Annotated in this window: 21 protein-coding genes; 12 read left to right on the forward strand and 9 right to left on the reverse strand. The window is 68.6% G+C overall.

Going from position 1 to position 22,503, the window contains the following annotated elements; all coding sequences use genetic code 11:
• Positions 1-136: 136 nt before the first annotated feature.
• From VFV21_RS05250 to VFV21_RS05265, 4 genes are read right to left on the reverse strand one after another with little or no spacing between them, the layout of a single operon-like run.
• On the reverse strand, positions 137-1,612 hold the full coding sequence (locus VFV21_RS05250) for an efflux transporter outer membrane subunit (protein WP_329668426.1): 1,476 nt from the start codon (positions 1,610-1,612) through the stop codon (positions 137-139).
• Between the two features lie 29 nt (positions 1,613-1,641).
• Positions 1,642-4,818, reverse strand: coding sequence for a multidrug efflux RND transporter permease subunit (locus VFV21_RS05255; RefSeq protein WP_329668427.1), 3,177 nt, complete (start codon positions 4,816-4,818; stop codon positions 1,642-1,644).
• Between the two features lie 20 nt (positions 4,819-4,838).
• Positions 4,839-6,017 (reverse strand): efflux RND transporter periplasmic adaptor subunit, encoded by a 1,179-nt coding sequence (locus VFV21_RS05260; protein ID WP_329668428.1) that lies wholly within the window; start codon positions 6,015-6,017, stop codon positions 4,839-4,841.
• A gap of 36 nt (positions 6,018-6,053) precedes the next feature.
• Positions 6,054-6,728: an SDR family NAD(P)-dependent oxidoreductase gene (locus VFV21_RS05265; RefSeq protein ID WP_329668429.1), complete on the reverse strand. Its 675-nt coding sequence runs from the start codon at positions 6,726-6,728 to the stop codon at positions 6,054-6,056.
• A gap of 250 nt (positions 6,729-6,978) precedes the next feature.
• Between VFV21_RS05265 and VFV21_RS05270 the strand changes: the two genes are divergently transcribed.
• Positions 6,979-8,007, forward strand: coding sequence for a LysR family transcriptional regulator (locus VFV21_RS05270; RefSeq protein ID WP_329668430.1), 1,029 nt, complete (start codon positions 6,979-6,981; stop codon positions 8,005-8,007).
• On the opposite strand, the gene VFV21_RS05275 is transcribed toward VFV21_RS05270, so the two are convergent.
• Entirely contained in the window at positions 8,004-8,966 is a 963-nt protein-coding gene (locus tag VFV21_RS05275) for an AraC family transcriptional regulator (RefSeq protein ID WP_329668431.1), read from the reverse strand. The genes VFV21_RS05270 and VFV21_RS05275 overlap by 4 nt on opposite strands.
• A gap of 188 nt (positions 8,967-9,154) precedes the next feature.
• On the opposite strand from VFV21_RS05275, the gene VFV21_RS05280 reads away from it, so the two are divergent.
• A complete protein-coding gene (locus tag VFV21_RS05280) occupies positions 9,155-9,898 on the forward strand; it encodes an SDR family oxidoreductase (RefSeq protein ID WP_329668432.1) in 744 nt (247 codons plus the stop codon).
• The gene (locus tag VFV21_RS05285; RefSeq protein ID WP_329668433.1) at positions 9,899-10,399 is read left to right on the forward strand and encodes a nuclear transport factor 2 family protein; all 501 of its coding nucleotides are present in this window, start codon (positions 9,899-9,901) and stop codon (positions 10,397-10,399) included.
• Positions 10,400-10,431: 32 nt separating this feature from the next.
• Here VFV21_RS05285 and VFV21_RS05290 read toward each other — a convergent pair whose 3' ends face one another.
• Positions 10,432-11,355, reverse strand: coding sequence for a LysR family transcriptional regulator (locus tag VFV21_RS05290; RefSeq protein ID WP_329668434.1), 924 nt, complete (start codon positions 11,353-11,355; stop codon positions 10,432-10,434).
• 129 nt (positions 11,356-11,484) lie between these two features.
• Between VFV21_RS05290 and VFV21_RS05295 the strand changes: the two genes are divergently transcribed.
• Positions 11,485-11,874: a RidA family protein gene (locus tag VFV21_RS05295; protein WP_329668435.1), complete on the forward strand. Its 390-nt coding sequence runs from the start codon at positions 11,485-11,487 to the stop codon at positions 11,872-11,874.
• 28 nt (positions 11,875-11,902) lie between these two features.
• Here VFV21_RS05295 and VFV21_RS05300 read toward each other — a convergent pair whose 3' ends face one another.
• Positions 11,903-12,847 carry an alpha/beta hydrolase gene (locus VFV21_RS05300; protein WP_329668436.1) on the reverse strand — a complete coding sequence of 315 codons (945 nt, stop codon included), beginning with the start codon at positions 12,845-12,847 and terminating at the stop codon, positions 11,903-11,905.
• A gap of 347 nt (positions 12,848-13,194) precedes the next feature.
• Positions 13,195-14,130 carry an alpha/beta hydrolase gene (locus VFV21_RS05305; protein WP_329668437.1) on the reverse strand — a complete coding sequence of 312 codons (936 nt, stop codon included), beginning with the start codon at positions 14,128-14,130 and terminating at the stop codon, positions 13,195-13,197.
• A 131-nt stretch (positions 14,131-14,261) separates the two neighbouring features.
• Between VFV21_RS05305 and VFV21_RS05310 the strand changes: the two genes are divergently transcribed.
• The 4 genes from VFV21_RS05310 (at position 14,262) to VFV21_RS05325 (ending at position 17,828) form a co-directional block, all read left to right on the forward strand.
• On the forward strand, positions 14,262-14,888 hold the full coding sequence (locus VFV21_RS05310; RefSeq protein ID WP_329668438.1) for a CGNR zinc finger domain-containing protein: 627 nt from the start codon (positions 14,262-14,264) through the stop codon (positions 14,886-14,888).
• Positions 14,889-14,995: 107 nt separating this feature from the next.
• A complete protein-coding gene (locus tag VFV21_RS05315) occupies positions 14,996-15,208 on the forward strand; it encodes a ParD-like family protein (protein ID WP_329668439.1) in 213 nt (70 codons plus the stop codon).
• A complete protein-coding gene (gene map / locus VFV21_RS05320) occupies positions 15,205-16,008 on the forward strand; it encodes a type I methionyl aminopeptidase (protein WP_329668440.1) in 804 nt (267 codons plus the stop codon). Before VFV21_RS05315 ends, map begins: the two co-directional genes overlap by 4 nt.
• An 89-nt stretch (positions 16,009-16,097) precedes the next feature.
• Entirely contained in the window at positions 16,098-17,828 is a 1,731-nt protein-coding gene (locus VFV21_RS05325) for a hypothetical protein (RefSeq protein WP_329668441.1), read from the forward strand.
• 10 nt (positions 17,829-17,838) lie between these two features.
• On the opposite strand, the gene VFV21_RS05330 is transcribed toward VFV21_RS05325, so the two are convergent.
• Positions 17,839-18,210, reverse strand: coding sequence for a hypothetical protein (locus VFV21_RS05330; protein ID WP_329668442.1), 372 nt, complete (start codon positions 18,208-18,210; stop codon positions 17,839-17,841).
• A gap of 206 nt (positions 18,211-18,416) precedes the next feature.
• On the opposite strand from VFV21_RS05330, the gene VFV21_RS05335 reads away from it, so the two are divergent.
• The 4 genes from VFV21_RS05335 to VFV21_RS05350 are packed head-to-tail and all read left to right on the forward strand — an operon-like array spanning position 18,417 to position 22,462.
• Positions 18,417-20,906: a heavy metal translocating P-type ATPase gene (locus VFV21_RS05335; RefSeq protein ID WP_329668443.1), complete on the forward strand. Its 2,490-nt coding sequence runs from the start codon at positions 18,417-18,419 to the stop codon at positions 20,904-20,906.
• A gap of 10 nt (positions 20,907-20,916) precedes the next feature.
• Positions 20,917-21,408, forward strand: coding sequence for a Cu(I)-responsive transcriptional regulator (cueR, locus tag VFV21_RS05340; protein ID WP_329668444.1), 492 nt, complete (start codon positions 20,917-20,919; stop codon positions 21,406-21,408).
• A 6-nt stretch (positions 21,409-21,414) separates the two neighbouring features.
• Positions 21,415-22,065 (forward strand): glutathione S-transferase family protein, encoded by a 651-nt coding sequence (locus VFV21_RS05345; protein WP_329668445.1) that lies wholly within the window; start codon positions 21,415-21,417, stop codon positions 22,063-22,065.
• 37 nt (positions 22,066-22,102) lie between these two features.
• Positions 22,103-22,462 (forward strand): CopL family metal-binding regulatory protein, encoded by a 360-nt coding sequence (locus VFV21_RS05350; RefSeq protein WP_329668446.1) that lies wholly within the window; start codon positions 22,103-22,105, stop codon positions 22,460-22,462.
• Positions 22,463-22,503: the final 41 nt, after the last annotated feature.

A 22,503-nucleotide genomic window follows, 5' to 3' on the forward strand; every position in this document is an offset into this window, starting at 1 on the left:
CTGACCCAAAATCAGGGCTGCGCGCACCACCACCCCGCGCGCAAAAAATTTCCCAATTCATTCAATCGGTTGGGTGGCCTTTCGCCGCTCCGGCGGCGGACGCCGCAAGGGTTCTTTCACTGGCCTGTACCGGGATTCACCCGGTCGGCCCGGGCGGCCTGCGCGGCTGGCCGGGCCAGCCACCCGACAGCGCGCGGTACACGGACACCAGGGCGACGGCCGTACGTGCCTGGCTCTGCGCCAGCTGGTCCTGGAGGTCAAGCCTGGCGCGCTCGGCATCGATGACATCGATGAAATCCACCAGCCCGCCCTCGAAGCGCGTCCGCGCGAGCGCTGCACCCCGGGTACCCGCCTCGGCGGCCTCCCGAAGCGAGGCAAGCTCGGCACGCGCATGCTGGTAGCGCACCAGTGCGTTCTCGGTTTCCTCCAATGCCTGCAGCACGGTCTGCTCATAGCGGGCCAGGCGCTCGTCGGCGCCGGCTTCGGCCGCTGCGATGCGTGCCCGCACGCGGCCCGCCTCGAGGAAGCTCCAGTCCACGCCCAGCGCCACCCGCCGCGTCTCTGAGTCGCGTCCGAAGAGCGCTGCCGCGTCCAGGGACTGGCTGCCGATCAGGCCGCCCAGCGTGAATCGCGGGAACAGGTCGGCCGTGGCGACGCCGATCCGGGCCGTGGCCGAGTCGAGCCGCGCTTCGGCCGCGGCGATGTCCGGGCGGCGACGCAACAGATCGCCCGGTGCGCCGGCCGCGACGGGATCCAGCAGCACCGGCAGCGGCAGGGGCTCTTCGAGCGTCGCTACCAAGGTTTCGGGCGAGCGGCCGGTCAGCACGGCGATGCGATGCATCGCGATGGCGACCTCGGCCTGCAGCGCGGGAAGGCGCGAACGCGTGGACTCGAGCTGGGCGCGGGCACGCGCGGTGTCGAACTCGGTTCCCTGGCCGGCGTCCAGCCTCGCGGTGACGAGTTCCAGCGATGCCGCCTGGTTCACCGCATTGTCGTTTGCCACGGCGAGCTGGGACTGTCGGCCGCGCAGCTCGAAATAGGCCTGGGCCACCTCCGCGGCGATGGCGACCTGCAGGGCGGCGAGGTCGTAGGCTGCTGCTTGGGCATCGGCTCTGTCGGCCTGGGCACTGCGGCGTACCCTGCCGAAGAAGTCGAGCTCCCAGGCCGCGCGCACGCCGACGTCGTGGCTTTCGCCATCGCGACCGCTGCGGACTACGCCCGGCAGTTGGTCTGCGCTCGCGCGCGACTCGCTGTAGCCGCCCTCCGCGGTGACGGACGGAAGCAGGTCCCGCCTGGACTGCCGCGCCAGCGCCCTGGCCTGGTCGACGCGGGCGAGTGCGATGCGCAGGTCGTGGTTTTCGCGCAGCGCGTCCTCGACCAGCCGCGCGAGCAGCGGGTCCTCGAAACGCCGCCAGAACTCGGCCTCGGTGCCTGCATACGCCGCGGCGGAATGTCCGCTCCGGCCCGCTGCGGTCTCATCCCGCAGGAAGCTGTTGCCGGTGTTGATCTCGGGACGGACGGTATCGGGGCCGACCATGCAGCCGGCTAGCAGCAACGACAGCAGGATCGCGGAGGGAAGCGGGGCGGACGCAAAGCGTTTGGCGCGGGACATCAAGGGATCTCCAAGGGGTAGTCGGGCGATCAATGCGTCGCCAGGCCGGCAGCGTCGCCGGGTGCCGCGGCATGGGACACGAGCGGGCGGTGCACCAGCTTGCGCAGCGCGACGTAGAACACCGGGGTCAGGAACAGGCCGAACAGGGTCACGCCCAGCATGCCTGCGAACACCGTGATGCCCGTGACCGAGCGGACTTCGGCGCCGGCGCCGCTGGACAGGACCAAGGGCACCGTGCCGGCGATGAAGGCGATCGAGGTCATCACGATCGGCCGCAAGCGCAGGCGGCAGGCCTCGAGGGCGGCCTCGACGATGCCCTTGCCCTGCAGCTCCAGCTCGCGCGCGAACTCCACGATCAGGATGGCGTTCTTGCAGGCCAGGCCCATCAGCACCACCAACCCCACCTGGACGAAGACGTTGTTGTCGCCGCCGGTCAGCCAGACGCCGAACAGCGCGGACAGCAGGGTCATCGGCACGATCAGGATCACCGCCAGCGGCAGCGTCCAGCTCTCATAAAGCGCCGCCAGCACCAGGAAGGCCAGCAGCACCGCCAGCGGGAACACCACCAGGGCCGCGTCGCCCTGGGTCGCTTGCTGGTAGCTGAGGTCGCTCCAGTCGTAGCCCATGCCCGGGGGCAGCACCTGCGCCGCGATTTCCTCGACCTTGGCCATGGCGTCGGCCGAGGCGAACAACCGCGGGTCGGCTTCGCCGAGCACGTCGGCGGCCGGATAGCCGTTGAAGCGGATCACCGGGTCGGGGCCGAACGTCTCGCGGATCGTGACCAGGCTGCCCACCGGCACCATCTCGCCACGGTCATTGCGGGTGCGCAGGTTGGCGATGTCCTGCACGTCGTCGCGGAACGGGCCGTCGGCCTGGGCGATCACCTGCCAGGTCCGGCCAAACATATTGAAGTCGTTGACGTAGGCCGAGCCGAGGTAGGTCTGCAGCGTTTCGAACAGCTCGGTCAGCGGCACGCCCTGGGCCTTGGCCTTGGTCCGGTCTACTTCGGCTTCCAGCTGGGGCACGTTGGCCTGGTAGCTGCTGATCGGGAAGCCCATGCCCGGCGTCTGCGACACCGCGCCCTGGAAGGCGTTGAAGGCATTCTGCAGTTCGCCGTAGCCGAGGCCGGCGCGGTCCTCGATGAACAGCGAGTAGCCCGACCCATTGCCCAGCCCCTGGATCGGCGGCGGCATCAGCGCGAAGGCAAAGCCCTCCTCGATGCCGGCGATCTTCGCATTGAGTTCGGCGGTGATGTCGGCGGCGCTGCGCTCGCGGCGCTCGAACGGATCGAGCGTGAAGAAGATCACGCCGCTGTTGGGAGTGTTGGTGAACTGCAGCGGGTTGAGGCCCGGGAAGGCGATCTCGCTCTCGATGCCGTCGATCTCCCCGGCGATGGCCGCGATCTTCTGCAGCGCGCGGTCGGTGCGTTCGATCGAGGCGCCCTCGGGCATCTTCACGCCGGCGATCAGGTACAGCTTGTCCTGCACCGGGATGAAGCCGCTGGGCACGGTGGCGAAGATCGCCATCGTGGCCACCAGCAGTGCCGCATAGACGCCGAACACGGTGCCGCGGCGGCCGAGCGTGCGCGCCACGGCGCCCTCGTAGCGCTGCGAACTGCGGTTGAAGAACCGGTTGAAGGGACGGAACACCCACCCGAACAGCCGGTCGATCAGGCGCGACGGCGCGTCCTTGGCGGCATCGTGCGGCTTGAGCAGGCGCGCGGCCAGGGCCGGGGATAGCGTCAGCGAGTTGATGGCCGAGATCACGGTGGAGATGGCGATCGTCACGGCGAACTGCTTGTAGAACTGTCCGGTGACGCCGTCCAGGAAGGCCATCGGCACGAACACGGCGCACAGCACCAGCGCGATCGCGATGATCGGTCCGGAGACCTCCTTCATCGCCTGGTGGGCGGCGGCCAGCGGCGTCAGCCCTTCGGCGATGTTGCGCTCGACGTTTTCGACCACCACGATCGCGTCGTCCACCACGATGCCGATGGCGAGCACCAGCCCGAACAGCGTCAGGGTGTTGACCGAGTAGCCCAGCAGGTAGAGCACCGCGAAGGTTCCGACCACCGAGACCGGCACCGCGATCAGCGGGATGATCGAGGCTCGCCAGGTCTGCAGGAACAGGATCACGACGAGCACCACGAGCAGCGTGGCCTCTAGCAGGGTGGCCACCACGGCCTTGATCGAGTCGCGGACGAACAGGGTGGTGTCATAAACCGACTTGATCTCAACGCCCGGCGGAAGCCGCGTGGAGATCTCCTGCATCTTCTCGGTGACCGCGTCGCGGATGTCGAGGGCGTTGGCGCCTGGCGCCTGGAAGATGCCGATCGCGGCCGCGTTCATGCCGTCCAGGCGCGCGCGCAGGGTGTAGTCGCCGGCGGCCAGTTCGATGCGGGCCACGTCCGCGAGCCGGACGATTTCGCCGTCGGCGCCGCTCTTGATCACCACGTTGCCGAACTCCTCGACGGTCTCGAGGCGGCCCTTGGCGTTGATCGGCAGCAGGAAATCGCTGCCATTGGCCATCGGTTCGGCGCCAAGCTGGCCGGCCGAGACCTGTACGTTCTGCTCGCGCACCGCGCGCAGCACGTCGCCCGCGGTGAGGCCGCGCGAGGCGACTTTGTCGGGGTCCAGCCACAGCCGCATCGCGTAGTCGCCGCCGCCGAAGGGCTGGGCGTCGCCCACGCCGGGGATGCGCGCCAGCTCGTCGCGCACGTTCAGGCGCATGTAGTTACGCAGGTAGAGCGTGTCGTAGCGGCCGTCGGTGGACACCAGGTGCACCACCATCAGGAACACCGGCGACTGCTTCTGGGTGGTCACGCCCTGGCGGCGCACGTCCTCGGGGAGCCGCGCCAGCGCCTGGCTGACCCGGTTCTGCACCCGCACCGCCGCTTCGTCGGCGTCGGTGCCGGGGCGGAAGGTGACGGTCATCATCATGACGCCGTCGGAGCCGGCGACGGACTTGACGTACATCATGTCCTCGACGCCGTTGATGGCTTCCTCCAGCGGCGTGGCTACGGTTTCGGCGATCACCTTGGGGTTGGCACCCGGGTACACGGTGCGCACCACCACCGAGGGCGGCACCACCTCGGGGTACTCGCCGACCGGCAGCAGGGGCAGCGTGATCAGGCCGGCGGCGAAGATCACGATCGAAAGCACGGCGGCAAAGATCGGCCGGTCGATGAAGAAGCGTGAGAAGTCCATGGCGGGCTCGCTTTAAGGGTTCAGTGCGCGCTGGCGACGGCGGTGGCTTCGCCCACGACACCGTCCTGGTGCCGGGCGTCGAGCGGCATGCCCGGGAAGAAGATTTTTTGCACGCCGCCCACGACGACCTGGTCGCCGGCGACGAGCCCGCTTTCGATGATCCGCAGTCCGTCGACCATGCGGCCGAGCACCACGTCCTTGCGCACGGCGGTGTCGCCTTCGCCCAGCACGTAGACGTACTTGCGGTCCTGGTCGGTAAGCACGGCCTTGTCGTCGATCAGCAGCGCCTGCTCCGGCTCGTTTCCGACCAACTGCACCCGGGCGAACAGCCCGGGCGTGAACAGGCGCTCGCTGTTGTCAAGCACTGCCCGCGCGCGGATGGTGCCGGTGCGCGGGTCGACCTGGTTGTCGAGGAAGTCGAGGATGCCGGCATGCGGGTAGCCTTCTTCGCCCGCGAGGCCCACGCGCACCGGGTTACTGGCGCCGCGGGCGCCGTCGCGCCCGTCCTCGCGGGCCTGGCGGGCGTATCGCAGGTAGGTCTGCTCGTCGCCTTCGAAGTACACGTGTACGGGGTTGAGCGAGACGAGGGTGGCCAGCACCGTGGTGTCCGGCGACGCCAGGTTGCCCGCGGTCACCAGCGCGCGGCCGGCGAGGCCGTCGATGGGCGCGCGCACCTGGGTGAATTCCAGGTTCAGTCGCGCGACGTCGACCTGGGCCTGGGCGGCCTGCACATCGGCTTCCGCCTGCGACGTGGCGGCGCGGCGCTGCTCGAAGAGTTCCCGGGAGATCGCACTGGCCTCGAGTAGCTTGCGGGCACGCGCCAGTTCGCTGGCGGCCAGCGCGGCGCGGCTGCGCGTGCGTTCGAGCTCGGCGCGGGCGCGGTCGAACTCGGCGCGGTAGGTCCGGGCATCCAGGGTGAAGAGCACCTGGCCTTTCCGCACCTCCTGGCCTTCCTCGAACTCGACGCGCTCGATGTAGCCGCCGACACGCGGGCGAAGCTCGACGGTCTCCACCGCGGCGATGCGGCCGGTGAAGTCATCGGTGACGGTGACGTCCTTGACGATGACGGGTGCAACGCTGACCTGCGCGGGTGGCATCGCGTCCTGCTGCTGGGTCTTGGTGCCGCAGGCGGCGAGGATGGCGAGCGTCAGCGCGAAGGTGGCGCTGCGGGCGAGCAGGCGGAGGGGGTGACGGTTCATCGGGGATCTCTCTCGGATAGGGCGGGGAAGGGGACGTCAGCGATTGCGGCGGCGCTCGAAGCGCAGCAACGGCGGGTGGCCGGAAAGGGCGAGCACGTCCACGACGCGACGTCCCAGTTCCTCTGGCCGCGGCCAGTCGGGACAGCCGTGGTCGTGGTTGGCCTGCGTAAGCAGCGGTGCGCACACCGCGAGCTGCTGCACCCGCACCGGACCGCCCAGCGTTTCCTCGCGAAGTGCGAGGGCGAGCATGCGCAGCGCCGCGGAGCTGACCGACAGGTGGCTGTAGCCGGCCCACGGTGATTCCGCGGCCGGACCGCCGATCAACAGGTAGGTGCCGTGGGCTGCGTGCTCGGCGAGCATCGGCACCAGGTGGCGCGCGGCGACCAGGTGCGGGAACAGGTCTTCGTCGAGTTTCTCGCGCAGGCGTTCGACCGGAAGGTCGAGCAGGCGCCCTGGCGTGAACGAGCCGCCGACCATCGCCACCACGGCCCCCGGCGGGCGCCGCAGCAGGCGGACGGCGTTTGCCAGCGCGGCGCCAGCGGTATCCGTTTGGGTATTGCCGGGCAGGCGCACCAGCTCGGCGTCGGTGCCTTCGGGGCGGGCCAGGGCCGCGAGTTCCTCGCGCGTGGGCGCCACGGCGATCACCGACTGTCGTGCCTGGAGCAGCGCGCCCACCACGGCCTGGCCGACTTCGCCACTGGCGCCGAGCACCAGCACCGGTTTCTGGATTGTCCCGCTGGCGGGACGGCTTAGCCCATTATCTGGATAAATCGGGACAGTCGACATTGCGATGCTCGCGGGGAAGGGAGCCCAGACCTTCCAACAGGGGAGGGTTTTTACGGGAGGCCTGGGCTCAGGGTCGCTAATCTAGGCCTGTTCTCGCGACTTGATTAGCCGCCGAAAAAAGGAATAATTGTCCCGCCAACGGGCCAATGCCCGATCCCCCCGCCAGGAGCCGCCCATGTCCCGCGACCTCAACGACACCCTGATCTTTGCCAAAGTGGTGGAGCAGGGCAGCTTCACTGCCGCGGCGAGGATGCTCGGCCTGCCCAAGACCACCGTCAGCCGCAAGGTGCAGGAACTCGAGGAAAGGTTGGGCGCGCAGTTGCTCAACCGCACCACGCGCAAACTGGGACTCACCGAGGCTGGCGCGGTCTACCACGACCACAGCGTGCGGATCGCCCGTGAACTCGAGGAAGCCGAAAGCGCCGTGAACCAGCTGCAGGGCGGCCCGCGCGGCTGGCTGCGGGTCAGTGCGCCGTACTCGATCGGCATCCTGTGGGTCGCCCCGCTGCTCAGCGAATTCCACCAGCGCTACCCCGAGGTACGCATCGACCTGCAGCTCGGCAACGAGAAGGTGGACCTGATCTCCTCGGATACGGACATCGCGCTGCGCATCGGCACGCTGCCCGATTCGTCCCTGGTGGCGCGGCGCCTCGATAGTTTTCGCACCCAGATCTATTCCAGCCCCGAGTACATCCGTCGCCACGGCGAGCCGCTTCATCCCGACGACCTGCAGCACCACCGCGTGCTGGCCTTTTCCAAGCACCGCAACGGCAACCGCTACAGCTGGCCGCTGGCGTCGTCCGCCGGCGGCCCGCTGCAGGAGTTCACGGTCAATCCGCTGTTCGTTTCCAACGATCCGGGCCCGCTGCAGGGCGCCATGCTTTGCGGCGAGGGCCTGATGTTCGCCAGCGACGTCAGCATCAAGCCCTACGTGGAGAGCGGCCAGGCCGTGCGCGTGCTCGGCGGCTGGGTCGGCCCCGAGGTCGACTTCAACGCCGTGTTCACCCGCGGCCGGGTGCCGTCGCCGAAAGTGCGTGCGTTCGTGGATTTTCTGGTCGAGCGCCTGCGCTTCGACGTCAACTACATGCGGCAGAGCTGCCCGAACGTGTGCAAGGAGCAGGCGGCGGAACCGCTGCAGCTGCCGGTCGTGGAAGCACTGCCGGAGGTGGCGGCCAAGGTTCGCAAGATCGTGGCGCTCGCCTAGCCTCCGGCCGCGCCATCGTTGCGGAAAGCCGGCGGCGGGGAGACTGACAATACGCTCTTCAGGCGCTTGGCCTCCATGGCCGGTGCGTTGCCGAACAGCCGCTTGAACTCGCGGCTGAACTGCGACGGGCTTTCGTAGCCAACGTCCACGGCGGCGCTTGCCGCGGTCTCGCCGCTTCGGATCATCAGCAAACGTGCCTTGTGCAGCCTGATGGACTTGATGTACTGGATCGGCGAGGTATTGGTAACCGCCTTGAAGTGGCGATGGAAGGCCGGGGCGCTCATGTTCGCCTCATCGGCCAGCGTCGCCACGTCCAGGTCGTGGTGGTACTGGGAGTGGATCCGGCGCAGCGCCTTCGCGATACGGCCGAAGTGGCCCTCCTGGGCCAAGGCGGCGCGCAGCGAGCCGCCCTGTTCGCTGGTGAGAACGCGGTAGGTCACTTCGCGGAGTATCGACGGCGCCAGCACGCGTGCGTCCAACGGTGACACCAGCGCTGCGCACAGACGCAGGGTTGCGTCGGCCAGACCCTCGTCCATGGGTGTTGCCATCATCGTCTTCGGCGCTTGGATGACCGGACCCCGCGCCTCGTCGATGGCGAGAGCGAGCTCAGCGGTCAACGCGGTGTCCACGCGCAGCGCCAGCGCCAACATCGGCTCCTCCGGGGTGCATTCGGTCTCGGACTCGAACGGCAGCGGCACGGCCAGCGCCAGGAAGTGCTGCGCGTCGTACACATAGGCCCGGTCGCCGTGGAAACCGCGCTTGCGGCCCTGGACGACGATGCAAATGCTGGGTTCATACAGCGTCGGCATGCGCTTGAGCGGACCGTTCGAGCGCAGTGCCGTCACGCCGTCCAGTGCCGTAAGGGTGATGCCTTCGGTCGGACAGAGCCTCGCGATGAGCTCGGCGGTGCGCCGCTGCGACTCGCTGCGTTCCGCAGCAGGGGGGTGGCTGGCGGCCATGCCTGGCCTCCGTCTCTGATGGGATCGGGCGTCATTCAAGCACTTTATGGCGGTGATTGCGGGCGATTTGATAGGAATAGGCAAGATTGCCAGATGAACTGGAATTCGCGGCGGCAGGGGAGGGGCGGACCATGGGCGCCAGGCCAGCCGCAGGGGCCGGCCACTCCCCGGAAAAGGAACCGCCCGCCATGTCCACCGTCCCGAACGACAACAAGGTCATCCTGATCACCGGTGCCAGCAGCGGCATCGGCGAAGCCACCGCGCGCCGCCTCGTGAACCAGGGCCACCGCGTGCTGCTCGGCGCCAGACGCGTGGACCGCTTGCAGGCGCTGGCCGAGGAACTGCAGGGCACGGGTGGTCAGATCGCCTATCGCGCCCTGGACGTTACCGACGCCGCCGATTTCCAGGCGTTCGCCGCGCACGCGATCGCGACCTTCGGACCGGTGGACGTGCTGGTCAACAACGCCGGCGTGATGCCGCTTTCGCCGCTCAGTGCCGGCCGGCTGGACGAGTGGGACCACATGATCGACGTGAACATCCGGGGGGTGCTGCACGGCATCGCCGCGGTGCTGCCCGCCATGGAAGCGCGGGGGCAGGGGCACATCATCAACGTCGCCTCGATCGGAGCGCACGTGGTGGTGCCCACCGGCGCCGTGTACTGCGCCACGAAGTATGCGGTATGGGCGATTACCGACGGACTTCGGCAGGAAAGCAGCGCGGTGCGCGCCACCACCATCTCGCCCGGAGTGGTCGACACCGAACTGGCGGATCACATCCGCGACGCGGACGCGCGCGAGGCCATGGCGAGCTTCCGTCGCATCGCCCTGAGGGCCGACGCCATCGCCGGTGCGATTGCCTACGCCATCGCCCAGCCGCGGGAGGTGGACGTCAATGAAGTCATCGTTCGCCCCAGCGCGGGCACGGGTGCCTGAATGAACATTCCTTCGCTTGTCGCTTGCTGCAGTCTTTCGGCGGTTCTCCTCATGGGCGGTGTCGCCCTTTCGCAGGAGCCCGCGCCGTGCCATGAGGCGGCGTCGCACAACGAAACCGTGGTGCGCCAAGCCTTCGAGAAGTGGGAGGCCGGGGGCAGTGTCTTTGAAATCCTTTCGCCGGAGGTCACCTGGACGATTCACGGGTCTGGACCTTATGCGGCTACCTACGTCGGCATCGACCGTTTCCTGACCCAGGCCGCGGCTCCCCTCGTGGATCGACTGGCGGGGCCCATAACGCCGGTCGTCCACCACGTCTGGGCCGTCGATGATCGCGTCATCGTCCGTTTCGACGGTTCCGCCACCACGCTATCGGGCGCTCCGTATCGGAATCAGTTCGTCTGGATCCTCACGATGGAGGACGGCGTCGTGCGGTCAGCCGAAGCCTTCCTCGACTTGGTCGCCTACCAGGAGGTGATCGACGGCAACGAGCCGGCACGCTGACGCATCGCCGGGGCGACGAACGCGTCGCGTTGTCAACGCAGGGTCCGGATGCCAGGGGCATGGAGCGCCAGGATCTCGATGATCCAGTCGATGAAGACGCGCAATTTCGGACTCACATGCCTGCCGGGTGGGTAGACGATGTATAGCGGCATGGACCCCAGGGTCCAGTCCTCGAACAAGGGCACCAGTTCCCCGCGGGCCAGCGGTGCATGCGCCATGTACCTGGGCAGGGCCAGGATACCGGCCCCGGCGATGCCTGCCGCGAGGTAGGCATTGCCATCGTCCACGGCAAGCAGCCGGCGTCCGCCCAGGCGAACCTGCTCCCCGCCGCGGTGCAGCGTCTGGACGATCGGGGTACGGCTTCGCGAGCCGCGGTAACCGACCACGACGTGTCCGTCCTCGTCGATCGCCTGCGGCGACGTCGGCGTGCCCGCACGGGCCAGGTAGCCCGGGGCGGCGTACACGCCGAGCAGGAGGTCCGCGACGTGGCGCGCCCGCATCGAAGGTTCGGTGGGCTCTCCGCCGCGCAATACACAGTCCACGTTCTCCTCGATCAGGTCGATCCGGCGATCGCTGACGCCCAGGTCAAGCTGGATGTCCGGATACCTGGCGTGGAACCGGGGCAAGGCGGGTGCGACTACCAGGCTGGCCAACGGCGCCGGCACATCAACGCGAAGTCGGCCGCGCGGAACCCGGGAGGCCACGGACAGGCTGGTCTCGGCATCGTCGAGGTCGGCCAGCAGCCGCACCACGCGCTCGTAGAACGCCTCGCCGTCGGCGGTGGCACTGACCTTCCGGGTCGATCGATTCAGGAGTTTGACCCGAAGGTGCGCCTCGAGCTGCTGCACCAGCTGGGTCACCCGCGTGCGGCTGGTCTGGAGCGTGTCGGCGGCCCGGGTGAAGCTGCCCGTCTCCACGACGCGGGCAAAGGCTTGCATGGCATCAATGCGGTCCATGGACTTTTCCGCTGGCTGTGGGCAGCGCCCGTATTCCGGAACAGTGGTGTCCGTCCCGAGGTATTTATCGGCCAACAGCGGTCTTCCAAAGTGGCCGGCATCCACTGCCGCAACGCCAGGAGTACCGACATGGCCCATCGAGAAGCCGTTTTCCCCATCAATCGCCACAGTCTATACGAGGCGCATGGTTACTCTGCCGCAATTCGCTCCGGCGACCTGCTGTTCGTGTCGGGGCAGGTGGGAAGCCGCGCCGACGGAACGCCCGAGCCTGATTTCGAGGCCCAGGTCAGTCTGGCCTTCGCCAACCTCGAGGCAATCTTGCGCGCCGGCGGGTGCGGTTTCGACGACATCGTCGACGTGACCAGCTTTCACACGGATCCGGAGAATCAGTTCGGAACCATCATGGCCGTGAAGGGCGAGGTGTTCCGCGAGCCGCCGTTCCCGAACTGGACTGCGATCGGGGTCAACTGGCTCGCGGGTTTCGACTTCGAGATCAAGGTGGTCGCAAGGATCCCGTAAGGGCCGCCGATGCATCGACCGATTCCATTCAGTTCTCCAGGAAGTCCAGGAGGTCCTGGTTGAGCCGGTGCTTGTGCGTATCCGTGATGCCGTGCGGCGCCCCGGGGTATAGCAACACTCGCGCTTGCCTCACGTGGCGCGGCACCAACTGCGCCGACATGGCCGGGGGAACGATCTGGTCGTCACCGCCGTGGATGACCAGGGTCGGCACATCGAACTTCGCGAGGTCGCCACGGAAATCGGTGGCCGAGAAGGCTGCAATCGAATCGTAGGTGTTCTTGGCGCCGGCCTGCATGCCCTGGACGTAGAAGTTTTGAACCAGGCCCGGGCTGGCCTTCGCCCCCGGCCTGTTGAAGCCGAAGAAGGGGCCCGATGCGATATCCAGGTACTGCTGGGCGCGGTTCTCGAGCGCGTCCCTCCGGAAGCCATCGAAGAGCTCGAGTGGCGCGCCTTCGGGGTTGTCGCCGGTGCGGAGCATGAACGGCGTCACGGCCCCGACGAGGACTACCTTGCGCACCCGCCCGGTGCCGTGCCGGCCCACGTAGCGCGCAACCTCACCGCCGCCGGTGGAGAAGCCGACCATCGTGATGTCGTCGAGATCCAGTGCGTCGATGATGGCCGCGAGGTCATCGGCGTAGTGGTCCATGTCGTTGCCGTCCCAGGGTTGGCTGGAGCGCCCGTGGCCACGTCGATCATGGGCGACCACGCGGTAACCCTTCGAGGCCAGGAAGACCATCTGCGATTCCCAGCTGTCCGAGTTCAGTGGCCAGCCGTGACTGAAGGTCACGACCTGGCCGTCCCGGGGACCCCAATCCTTGTAATAGAGGCGGACCTGGTCGTGGGTGACGATGTAGTTGCCGTCGATTCTCGCGCTGGCGCCAGGCGGCGTGGCGGGGGGAGCGCCGACGGCAACGCCAGCGTGGAGTGCAAGCGCGAGTAGGGTGGCAGATATCGCCAGGGATTTGGCTTTCATTGTCTTCTCCAAGTAATAGGGTGGTGAGAATCAGGCCGACGCCGGGGCGCCCGCGGGCCGCAATGCCGACTGCGCGGCCAGCGCCACGGCGTCTGCGCCGGCCGGGATGCGAAAGGGGAGGACGCTTCGGTTACCGCCTGCCAAACGGCCTTGGCAACGTCGATGGCGGTCGTGACGTGGCTTCGCTGCGGCGGTGCTTCGGAAAGCATCGTTCCGGCCCATTCGGCATAAGCGTCGGGGATGCCGTCCCTGGAGCGTGCGCGGGCGGACCGGCGCCGGCATTTTCGAGGCCGAAACCAGACGAGGCCCCGGTGATGAGAATGGTGTCCAGGGGGATCTCCCGGGGGTCAGCGTTGGACATTGCGGTCGAGGAACTCGAGCATCCGCGTCGCGATCTCGCCGCCATGCGTTTCGATGGCGAAGTGGCCGGTGTCGAGGAACCGAACTTCGGCCTTCGGGTTGTCGCGCTTGTAGGCTTCCGCGCCGGCCGGGATGAAGAAGGGGTCGTTCTTTCCCCAGATCGCCAGCGTCGGCGGCTGGTACCGGCGGAAATAGGCGTGCAGTCGCGGGTACTGCCGGACGTTGCTGCCGTAGTCCAGCAGCAGGTCCATCTGCGGATCGACGCCCAGGCGCTCGATCGCCGCGGACGCCAACTGGTAGCTCTCGGGTGCGATCAGCGAGGTATCCCGGACGCCCTCGGTGTACTGCCACTTGATCATTTCGGGCGTGTTGAACCGCCGGAGGGCTTCGCGGTTCGCGGCGGTCGGCGCGTCCCAGGCCTTGCGCATGTCGGCCCAGCCTTCGCTCAGTCCCTCCTCGTAGGCGTTTCCGTTCTGGCTGACGATCGCGGTGATCTTCCGGGGGTTCGCCACCGCGAGGCGCCAGCCCACGGGGGCGCCGTAATCGAACACGTAGATCGCGTAGCGATCCAGGCCCTTGTGGTCGGTGAAGTCGTCGATGATCGAGGCGACGTTGTCGAACGTGTAGGCAAACTTGACGCCGTCCTTGATCGTGGTCTGGCCAAAGCCCGGCAGGTCGGGTGCGATGACCCGGTAGCGCTCCGCCAGCGTCGGGATGAGATCCCGGAACATGTGGGACGAGGCGCCGAATCCGTGCAGCAGCAGGACGGCAGGGGCGTCCGCCGGCCCCGCCTCGCGGTAGAAGACGCGGACGCCCTGGATCTCCGCGGTTTGGTAACGGACCTGGACGGTGGGCTCGGTGGCGGTGGCGGGATGCACGCCGCCCAGGGCGGTGGCAGCCAGGAGGAGGCTCTTGAGGTTCATGGGGTCGGCTCGTGTTGGGAGGGAGGGGGGAGCTGATTCGGGTAACCTGTAAAAATAATAATGAAGGTTACCTTGGCGCAGTGTGCGAGAGCCGTGGTAACCTGTCAAGCACTTTTATAGAGGTTATTTATATGAACGCATCGACCCTTGAGAGCCGAAACGTTGCCGATGCGCCGCTCCTGGGTGACCACCTGGCGCTGGACCTGTTGAACACGGAGGTCCGAGGCCAGGACGGCGTCATCGACTACTGGGCCACGGATGACGATGTCGTTCGGTGGCTGGCGCGACACGACCTGGCCACTTCGAAGGCAGGCACGCGGGCACCCTCCGGCCTGCTGGCGCGAGGTCGGGAACTGAGGTCGGCGGTTCGGGCAGCGATTACTGCGCGCAAGGCGGGGCACCCGGTCGTCGTGGGTGCACTCAACGATCATCTGAAGGCCTATCTCACGTCCCCGCGGCTTCGGCACGACGAGAAGACGGGCGCTCTGGTGCTGTCGCGAGACGCACACTGCGACGCGGCGGCATCACTGCTGGGCCCCGTGGCGGAAGCCGCCGCGACCTTGCTCGTAGAGGGAAATTTCACGCTGGTCAGGCAATGCGAGCATCCCGACTGCATCCTCTGGTTCTACGACCGCACCAAGTCGCACAAGCGGCGTTGGTGCAGCATGGCGGTTTGCGGCAACCGGCATAAGGCGTCCCGTTTCAGGGAGCGCACGGGCTCGGCACGGCAGAGCAGGGCAGTGGCACCCGGGAAGTGAGCCCATCGCTCCACCCGACGCGCCTGGCGCGGGCGTGTGACGGAGACAGGCTGACAGGCGTATACGAAAAGTATATGCTTCGCTTATCTTTCATATCAAGGTCCGCCATGGGCATTGTCAACATCGACGACGAACTGCACGACCAGATTCGTCGGGCATGTACCGTCACCCACCGGTCCATCAACGCGCAGGCCAATTTCTGGATCAAGGTGGGCATGCTGTGCGAGTTGAATCCGGACCTGGGCTTCCAGCAGATCGTGGCCAATGAGTTGCGCGCCGCGGGATTGACGCCGCCCGTGATGCGGGCTGGACGCGGATGATCAAAAGCGCAGCGGAGCTGGCCCTGATGGCGCGGGCGGGACGGCTGCTCGCAAAGGTCTTCGAGGCGCTCGACGAAACTCCGCTCGAGGGAAAAAGCACGCTGGAGATCAACGACCTGGTCGAACGCCTGATCGTTGAACGACTCGAGGCCAGGCCAGCGAGCAAGGGGCAATACGGATTCCCGTATGTCCTGAACGCCTCGATCGATCATGTCGTTTGCCACGGCATGCCTTCGTCGGACGACATCCTGCGCAGTGGCCAGATCGTCAACCTGGACATCACCCTTGAGAAGGACGGCTATATCGCCGACTCAAGCAAGACCTATCTGGTGGGCGAGGTGTCTTACGCGGCCAGGCGCCTGGTCGCGGCGACCTACCAGGCCATGTGGAAAGGCATCTCCGTGGTGCGGCCGGGCGCGCGCCTTGGCGACATTGGCCATGCCATCGCCCATTACGCGCGCTCCCGGGGCTACAGCGTAGTGAAGGAATACTGCGGCCATGGCATTGGTCGCGAGATGCATGAGGCGCCGCAGATCCTTCATTACGGGCGGCCAGGCACGGGGATGGTGCTTGAGGAAGGCATGGTGTTCACGATCGAACCCATGCTCAACCAGGGAAAGGCGGCAGTCCGTTCCCATCCCGATGAGTGGCCCGTCTACACGCGCGACGGCAAGCTGTCGGCGCAGTTCGAGCATACCGTCGCGGTGACGCGCACTGGCTTCGAGGTGTTGACGCTGCGGCCAGACGAAGCAAAGGCCGGCGGAGTTGGCTCAGCCACCGCTTCCGTCCTGGGTTTGTAATTCGCATAATGTATATTATGTCAATTCCAGAATGGCCACTGGCCGGGGCTTAGTGCGTTGCCCTTGGGGTTCCCATCAGGCGCCCCGCCATGCCCCAGGTCGACGATGCCCTGCTGACCCTCGTGGTCGGCGTGACCGGCCATCGGGACATCCCGGCGTCGGAGCACCCGGCGCTCGCGGCGCGGGTCACCGAACTGCTGCAGTCCCTGCGCCGGGATTTCCCGCGCTTGCCGCTGCTCATGCTCAACCCCTTGGCCGACGGCGGCGACCGGATCGCGGCGCGCGCCGCCGTGGCCCTGGGCGTGCCGCTGTTCGTGCCGCTGCCGTTCGCCCGCGAAGAATACGAGCGGGACTTCGACACCCCGGAGTCGCTGGCCGAGTTCCGTGCGCTGGTGTCCGGCGCCCGGGTCCGTGAACTGCCGCTGGCGCCGGGCATCAGCGCCGACCAGGTCGCCGTGCGTGGGCAGGCCCGGAACCGGCAGTACGCCCAGCTGGGCATGTTCATCTCGTCGCACAGCCAGGTGCTGCTGGCGCTGTGGGACGGCAAGCCCAGCGATGCGCTGGGCGGCACGGCCCAGGTGGTGGATTACCACATCACCAATGCCATGCCCTGGATCGAGAAGCGCGACATCGCCCCGAACCTGCTGGCCGATGACGAGAGCGACCTCGTCTACCACGTCACCTGTTCACGCCGGCTGGCGCCCGGCAGTGAGTCCGGCACCGTGGCCGCGGGCGCGGCCCGATGGCTGACCGCAGACGGCGGGACGCCGGTCAACGTGGGAATGCCTGCGGCCTATCGCGCCGTCTTCCGGCAGATGGAAGCGTTCAATGCCGATACCCGGAAGTACTGGCCCGGCATCCGGCATGACTACCCTCGCCTGCTGCCGGAGCCGCCGCCGGCCCCGGTGCCGCCGGGCGTGCTGAGGATCGAGCGGCTGTTCGGCGCGGCGGACTGGCTGGCGCTGCATTTCCGCCAGCGCGTGCGACGCAACCTGCAGGCCAGCCACGTCGCGGCGGCACTGATGGGCCTGGCTTTCATCCTGTATTCCGACATGGAGTCGCGCGGTGAATTCGTGGCGGCGTTCCTGCTGTTGTTCGCCGCGGGGGCGCTGCTGGCCTGGATTGCGCGGCGGCGGCAGTGGCAGCGCAAGTACCTCGATTATCGCGGCCTGTCCGAAGGCCTGCGCGTGCAGCTGTACTGGCGGCTCGCGGGCGTGCCGGTGCCGGCGGATGGCAGCCTTGGTTACGACAGCTTCCTGCAAAAGCAGGACGTGGAGCTGAGCTGGATCCGCCACGCCATGCGCGGCACCAGCCTGGTGCAGGACAGCGGACTGGCGCCGGACCCGCGCTGGCTGGACTGGACCATCCGGCACTGGGTCGGCGACGACGCCGGCCAGGGCGGCCAGCTGGCGTACTTCCGGCAAGGCGCACAGGATCGCGCCAAGGCTTACCTGCTGACCGAGCGGCTGGGTCGGCTGTCGCTCTATGCGGGCCTGTCGGGAGCACTGGTGCTGTGGCTGCTGGGCCATCGCATCGACGGCTCGCACCAGTCATTGCTGCTGCTGTTCATGGGCTTGCTGCCGCTGATCGCCGGTATCCGCGAAGCCTATTCGTTCAAGAAGGCGGACAAGGAACTGATCAAGCAGTTCCAGTTCATGGCGCGCCTGTTCGCCAGCTGCAGCGGGCGGCTCGCGCGCGCGACCACGGTCGGCCTGAAACGTGAGCTTTTGCTGGCGCTCGGCCGCGCCTGTCTGGAGGAGCACGCCGAGTGGATCCTGCTGCATCGCGACCGGCCGCTGGACGCGCAGGCGCCGAATTAGCGGCGAGGGGTCAGGCCGCGGCTTCGCGCCGCCGGCCCAGCAGGAGCGCCAGCACGCCTTCGAAGCGGTCGAGCTCGCCGGCGTCGGCGGCGCTGCGGGTGTACATGTCCGGGTCGTCGCAGACGCGAAGGACGCGGCAGTGGCCGGCGCCGTGTTCGTCCACGCTCAGCTCGGCCTCGTAGATGCACTCACCGGTGGCGCCGCGCCAGGCGCGCAGCTGGCCGGCGTCATGCCAGACCACCCAGCGGTCCTCGAGGCTGGCCGGCCACAGGCCTTCCGACAGTCGGGCCATCTCCCCGGGCGTGAAGGTCCGCGCGCAGCGGACGGGCCAGGAGAGGCGCATCCTGCGCAGGCGGGTCAGCCACTCGTCTCGTTCGTCCATGGGCTTCCGTATCGGGGTGGTCCACCGGCAAGTGTGCCCGGCGGTTGGCTCATACATTGAGACGGGCATCCCGTCCCGATGGGGCCATCGCTCCCCGGCCCGCTGCTGTTTTCGCCGGGGCCGCTGGCGTGCCATTGGATACGGCCTTTGACCTTGCCATGATGGGAAGCCCCAGCCTGCGTCCAACCACCCCGCAGGACCCCGCCATGACCCCTTCCCTTCCCGATTCCCCCCGCGAGACCGAAATCCGCTTCGGCGTGACCGGCATGACCTGTGCGTCGTGCGTGGGCCGCGTCGAGAAGGCCCTGTCCCAGGTCCCCGGCGTGCGCGCGGCCAGCGTCAACCTGGCCACCGAGACGGCAACGGTCACCACCGACGGCAGCACCTCGGCCGCGACCCTCGCGGCCGCCGTTGAAAAGGCCGGCTACGGCGTGGCCGTCGAGGAAATCTCGATGGCCATCCTCGGCATGACCTGCGCGTCTTGCGTCGGCCGCGTCGAGAAGGCGTTGTCGAAGGTGCCTGGCGTGCAGTCGGCCAGCGTGAACCTCGCCACCGAGACCGCGCGGGTGCAGGTGCTCGCCGGCACGCCGCACGATGCGCTGGTCGCGGCCATCGCGGGCGCAGGCTATGAGGTTGCGCCGGTGCCTGCCGACTCCTTGGCCGCGCCGCACCACCACGCCGCCGTCGGTGGCGCGGGCTCGCCCGCATCGAACGAGGCCGCCACCGCGTCGCCGCAAGCGCTCGCAGCCGCGCGTGAGCGCCGCCACCTCATCCTCGCCGCCCTGCTCTCGCTGCCGCTGGCCGTGCCGATGGTCGGCATGCTGTTTGATGAGCACTGGGCCCTGCCAGGGTGGTGGCAATTCCTGCTGGCCACGCCAGTGCAGTTCTGGCTCGGTGCCCGCTTTTACAGGGCGGCCTGGAAGGCCGTGCGCGCCCGCACCGGCAACATGGACCTGCTGGTGGCACTGGGCACCACGGCCGGCTACGGCTTGAGCGTTTACCACCTGCTGTTTACCCAGCCGCACCACGGTGAACCGCCGCTGTACTTCGAAGCGTCCGCCGTGATCATCACGCTGATCCTGATGGGCAAGTGGCTTGAGGCGCGCGCCAAGCGCCAGACCACCGAAGCCATCCGCGCGCTGCAGGCGCTGCGTCCGGCGACGGCGCGCGTGCGCCACGCCAACGGCCACGAGGCCGAGGTGCCGGTAGCCCGCGTGCGCGTCGGCGACCTGGTGGTGGTGCTGCCCGGCGAACGTTTCCCGGTGGATGCCGAAGTGCTGGAGGGCCGCAGCCACGCCGATGAATCCCTGATCAGCGGCGAATCGCTGCCGGTGCCGAAGGAGCCCGGTGACCGCGTCACCGGCGGTGCCGTCAACGGCGAGGGCCGCCTCGTCGTCCGCACGCTCGCGGTCGGCGCGGAGTCGGCGCTGGCGCGCATCATCCGCCTGGTCGAGGATGCGCAGGCAAAGAAGGCGCCGATCCAGCGCATCGTCGATCGCGTCAGCGCGGTGTTCGTGCCCGTGGTCATGGTGATCGCGTTGGCCACCCTGCTCGGCTGGGGCTTGGCCACCGGCGACTGGACGGCAGCCACGCTCAACGCCGTCGCCGTGCTGGTGATCGCCTGCCCCTGCGCGCTGGGCCTGGCCACGCCCACCGCGATCATGGCCGGCACCGGCGTCGCGGCGCGGGCGGGGATCCTGATCAAGGATGCGGAGGCGCTGGAAACCACGCGCCACCTGCGCACCGTCGCCTTCGACAAGACCGGCACCCTGACCGCCGGCCGTCCCGAGTTGGCCACGCTGCGCGCCGTGCAGGGCGACGAAGGCGCGCTGCTGTCCCTCGCGGCGGCCCTGCAGCAGGGCAGCGAACACCCGCTGGCGCGTGCCGTGATCGCGGCGGCGTCCGCGCGCGGGGACCTGCCCGCGCCCGCCGAGGGCATCACCGCCCTGCAGGGTCGCGGCATCGAAGGTCGCGTGCAGGACCGTCGCGTTTTGCTGGGCAGCGAGCGCCTGATGCGCGAGCTGGGCGTCGACCTTGGCACGCTGGCCGCGGCGGGACAGGCCGAGGCGGCGAGCGGACGTTCGGTGTCGTGGCTGGTGTCCGAAGAGAGCGGCCGCCTCACGCTGCGCGGCCTGCTCTCGTTCGGCGATCCGCCGCGGCCCGAAGCCACCGAGGCCATCCGCCTGCTGCAGGCCCAGGGCCTGCGCACCGTGATGGTCTCGGGCGACAACCGCGGTGCGGCGCAGGCCGTGGCTGCCGCCGTGGGTATCCCGCCGCAGGACGTGCGCGCCGAGGTCCTGCCCGGCGACAAGGCGGACGTGGTCCGTGCACTCGCCGCCGAAGGCCGCGTGGGCATGGTGGGCGACGGCGTCAACGATGCGCCCGCGCTGGCGGCGGCCGACGTCGGCTTCGCGATGGGCGGCGGCACCGACGTCGCCATGCACGCCGCGGGCATCACGCTGATGCGCGGCGACCCTCGGCTGGTGGCCGACGCCATCGACATCTCGCGGCGCACCACCCGCAAGATCCACCAGAACCTGTTCTGGGCCTTCGTCTACAACGTCGTCGGCATCCCGCTGGCCGCCGCCGGCCTGCTCGATCCCGTCGTCGCCGGCGCGGCCATGGCGCTCTCCAGCGTCAGCGTCGTGTCCAACACCCTGCTGCTGCGGCGCTGGACGCCGCGCGCCCGCCACTGAGGAGCCCGCCATGGCACGCCACGTGATCCGACCCGAACTGTCCGAGGCCAAGGGCCAGGGACTGCACAACATCGGCGAGGCCTCGGCCCTGGCCGGGGTTTCGGCCAAGATGATCCGGCACTACGAGTCGATCGGCCTGGTGCCGCCCGCCAGCCGCACCTTCGCCAACTACCGGTTGTACAAAGACGCCGACGTGCACCGGCTTCGCTTCATCAAGCGCGCGCGCACCCTGGGCTTCCCGATGAAGCAGATCGCGCAGCTGCTGGGCCTGTGGTCGGACCCGGGACGCAGCAGCGCCGAGGTCAAGCGCCTCGCGCAGGCGCACGCCGACGAGCTCGCCGGGCGCATCGCCGAGATGCAGGCCATGCAGCGCACGCTGCAGACCCTGGCGGCGCACTGCCACGGCGATGCCCGCCCCGAATGCCCCATCCTCGATGACCTGGCGGGGCCCGCGCCCGAAGGCCGCCCGCACCGTAACGCCACCCGCGCCTGCCACGGTTGAATGCCCATGAGCGAATTCGTCCTCTTCTATTCCCCGGGTGCCTGCTCCCTGGCCATCCATGCGGCGTTGGAGCACGCCGGCGCGGATTTCGAGCCGGTCCGCGTCGACCTTCGCCAGAAGCAGCAGCTGGCGCCGGACTATCTCCGGCTCAATCCGCAGGGCCGCGTGCCAACGCTCGTGGTCAGCGATGTCGCCCTGACCGAAACGGTGGCGATCGCCGACTACCTCGACCGCCGGTTCCCGGCCGCGGGCCTGTTGCCCAAGGCCGATCCCGCTCGGGCACTGGCGCAGGCTGCGATCCAGCGCCTGTCTAGCGACATCCACCCGCTCTACCGGGCGCTCTGGATCACAGGTTGGTTCGCGCGGGATCCCGATGTGCATCCGACGATGAAAGAGACAGCAGCCGAGCGGCTGAAAGCGTTCTACGCCGAGCTCGAACAGCGACTCGCCGAAGGCCGCTGGGGCCAGGGTGAGCCGACCGGCTTCCTCGCGTATTACACCGGCGTCTTCCTGCGCTGGAGCGCGGCGGTCGCGCCGGAGGGCCTGGCCCCCGCCAGCGAGGCCCTGCGCCGGCGGCTGTCGGAGGATCCCGCGATGGCCCGCGTCCTGGCGCGCGAAGGCGTCAGCCTGGCCGGCCTGAAGCGGGCCACGGACTGACGAAACGATCACGCACCGACCGGGGTAAACTACCGCCATGCCGCTGCTTCGCACCCTCGCCCACCTGATGCTGGTCCTGGCCTTGCTGGCCGGCGGCTTCGCGCCCGGCAGCGTCGCGGCGCAGGCCTCCGGGGATGCCGGGGCCGCCACGGCCGAGGCCGGCATGGCGGGAGGCTGCCACGACCTCGCCGGTGATCCGGTCCATCCGCCCGCGGCGTCCCCCGCCGATTGCTGCGAAGGCGGTTGCACCTGCGACTGCGTGAATCCGGTGCAGGCGGGCCTGCTGGCCGCCCGCTCGCGCGCGTCGCTGCCCGTTCGCGGCGCCGTCCAGCGACCCTTCGCCGTTGCGCGCCTTGCCGCCGCCGCGGCCCCCGACGTCCGACCTCCCATCGCCTGATCGCCTGCGGCGGACCCCGGTCCGCCACCCTGCGATGCGCC

Origin of the sequence: Arenimonas sp., assembly GCF_036275555.1 — a bacterium.
Taxonomy (GTDB): Bacteria; Pseudomonadota; Gammaproteobacteria; order Xanthomonadales; family Xanthomonadaceae; genus Arenimonas.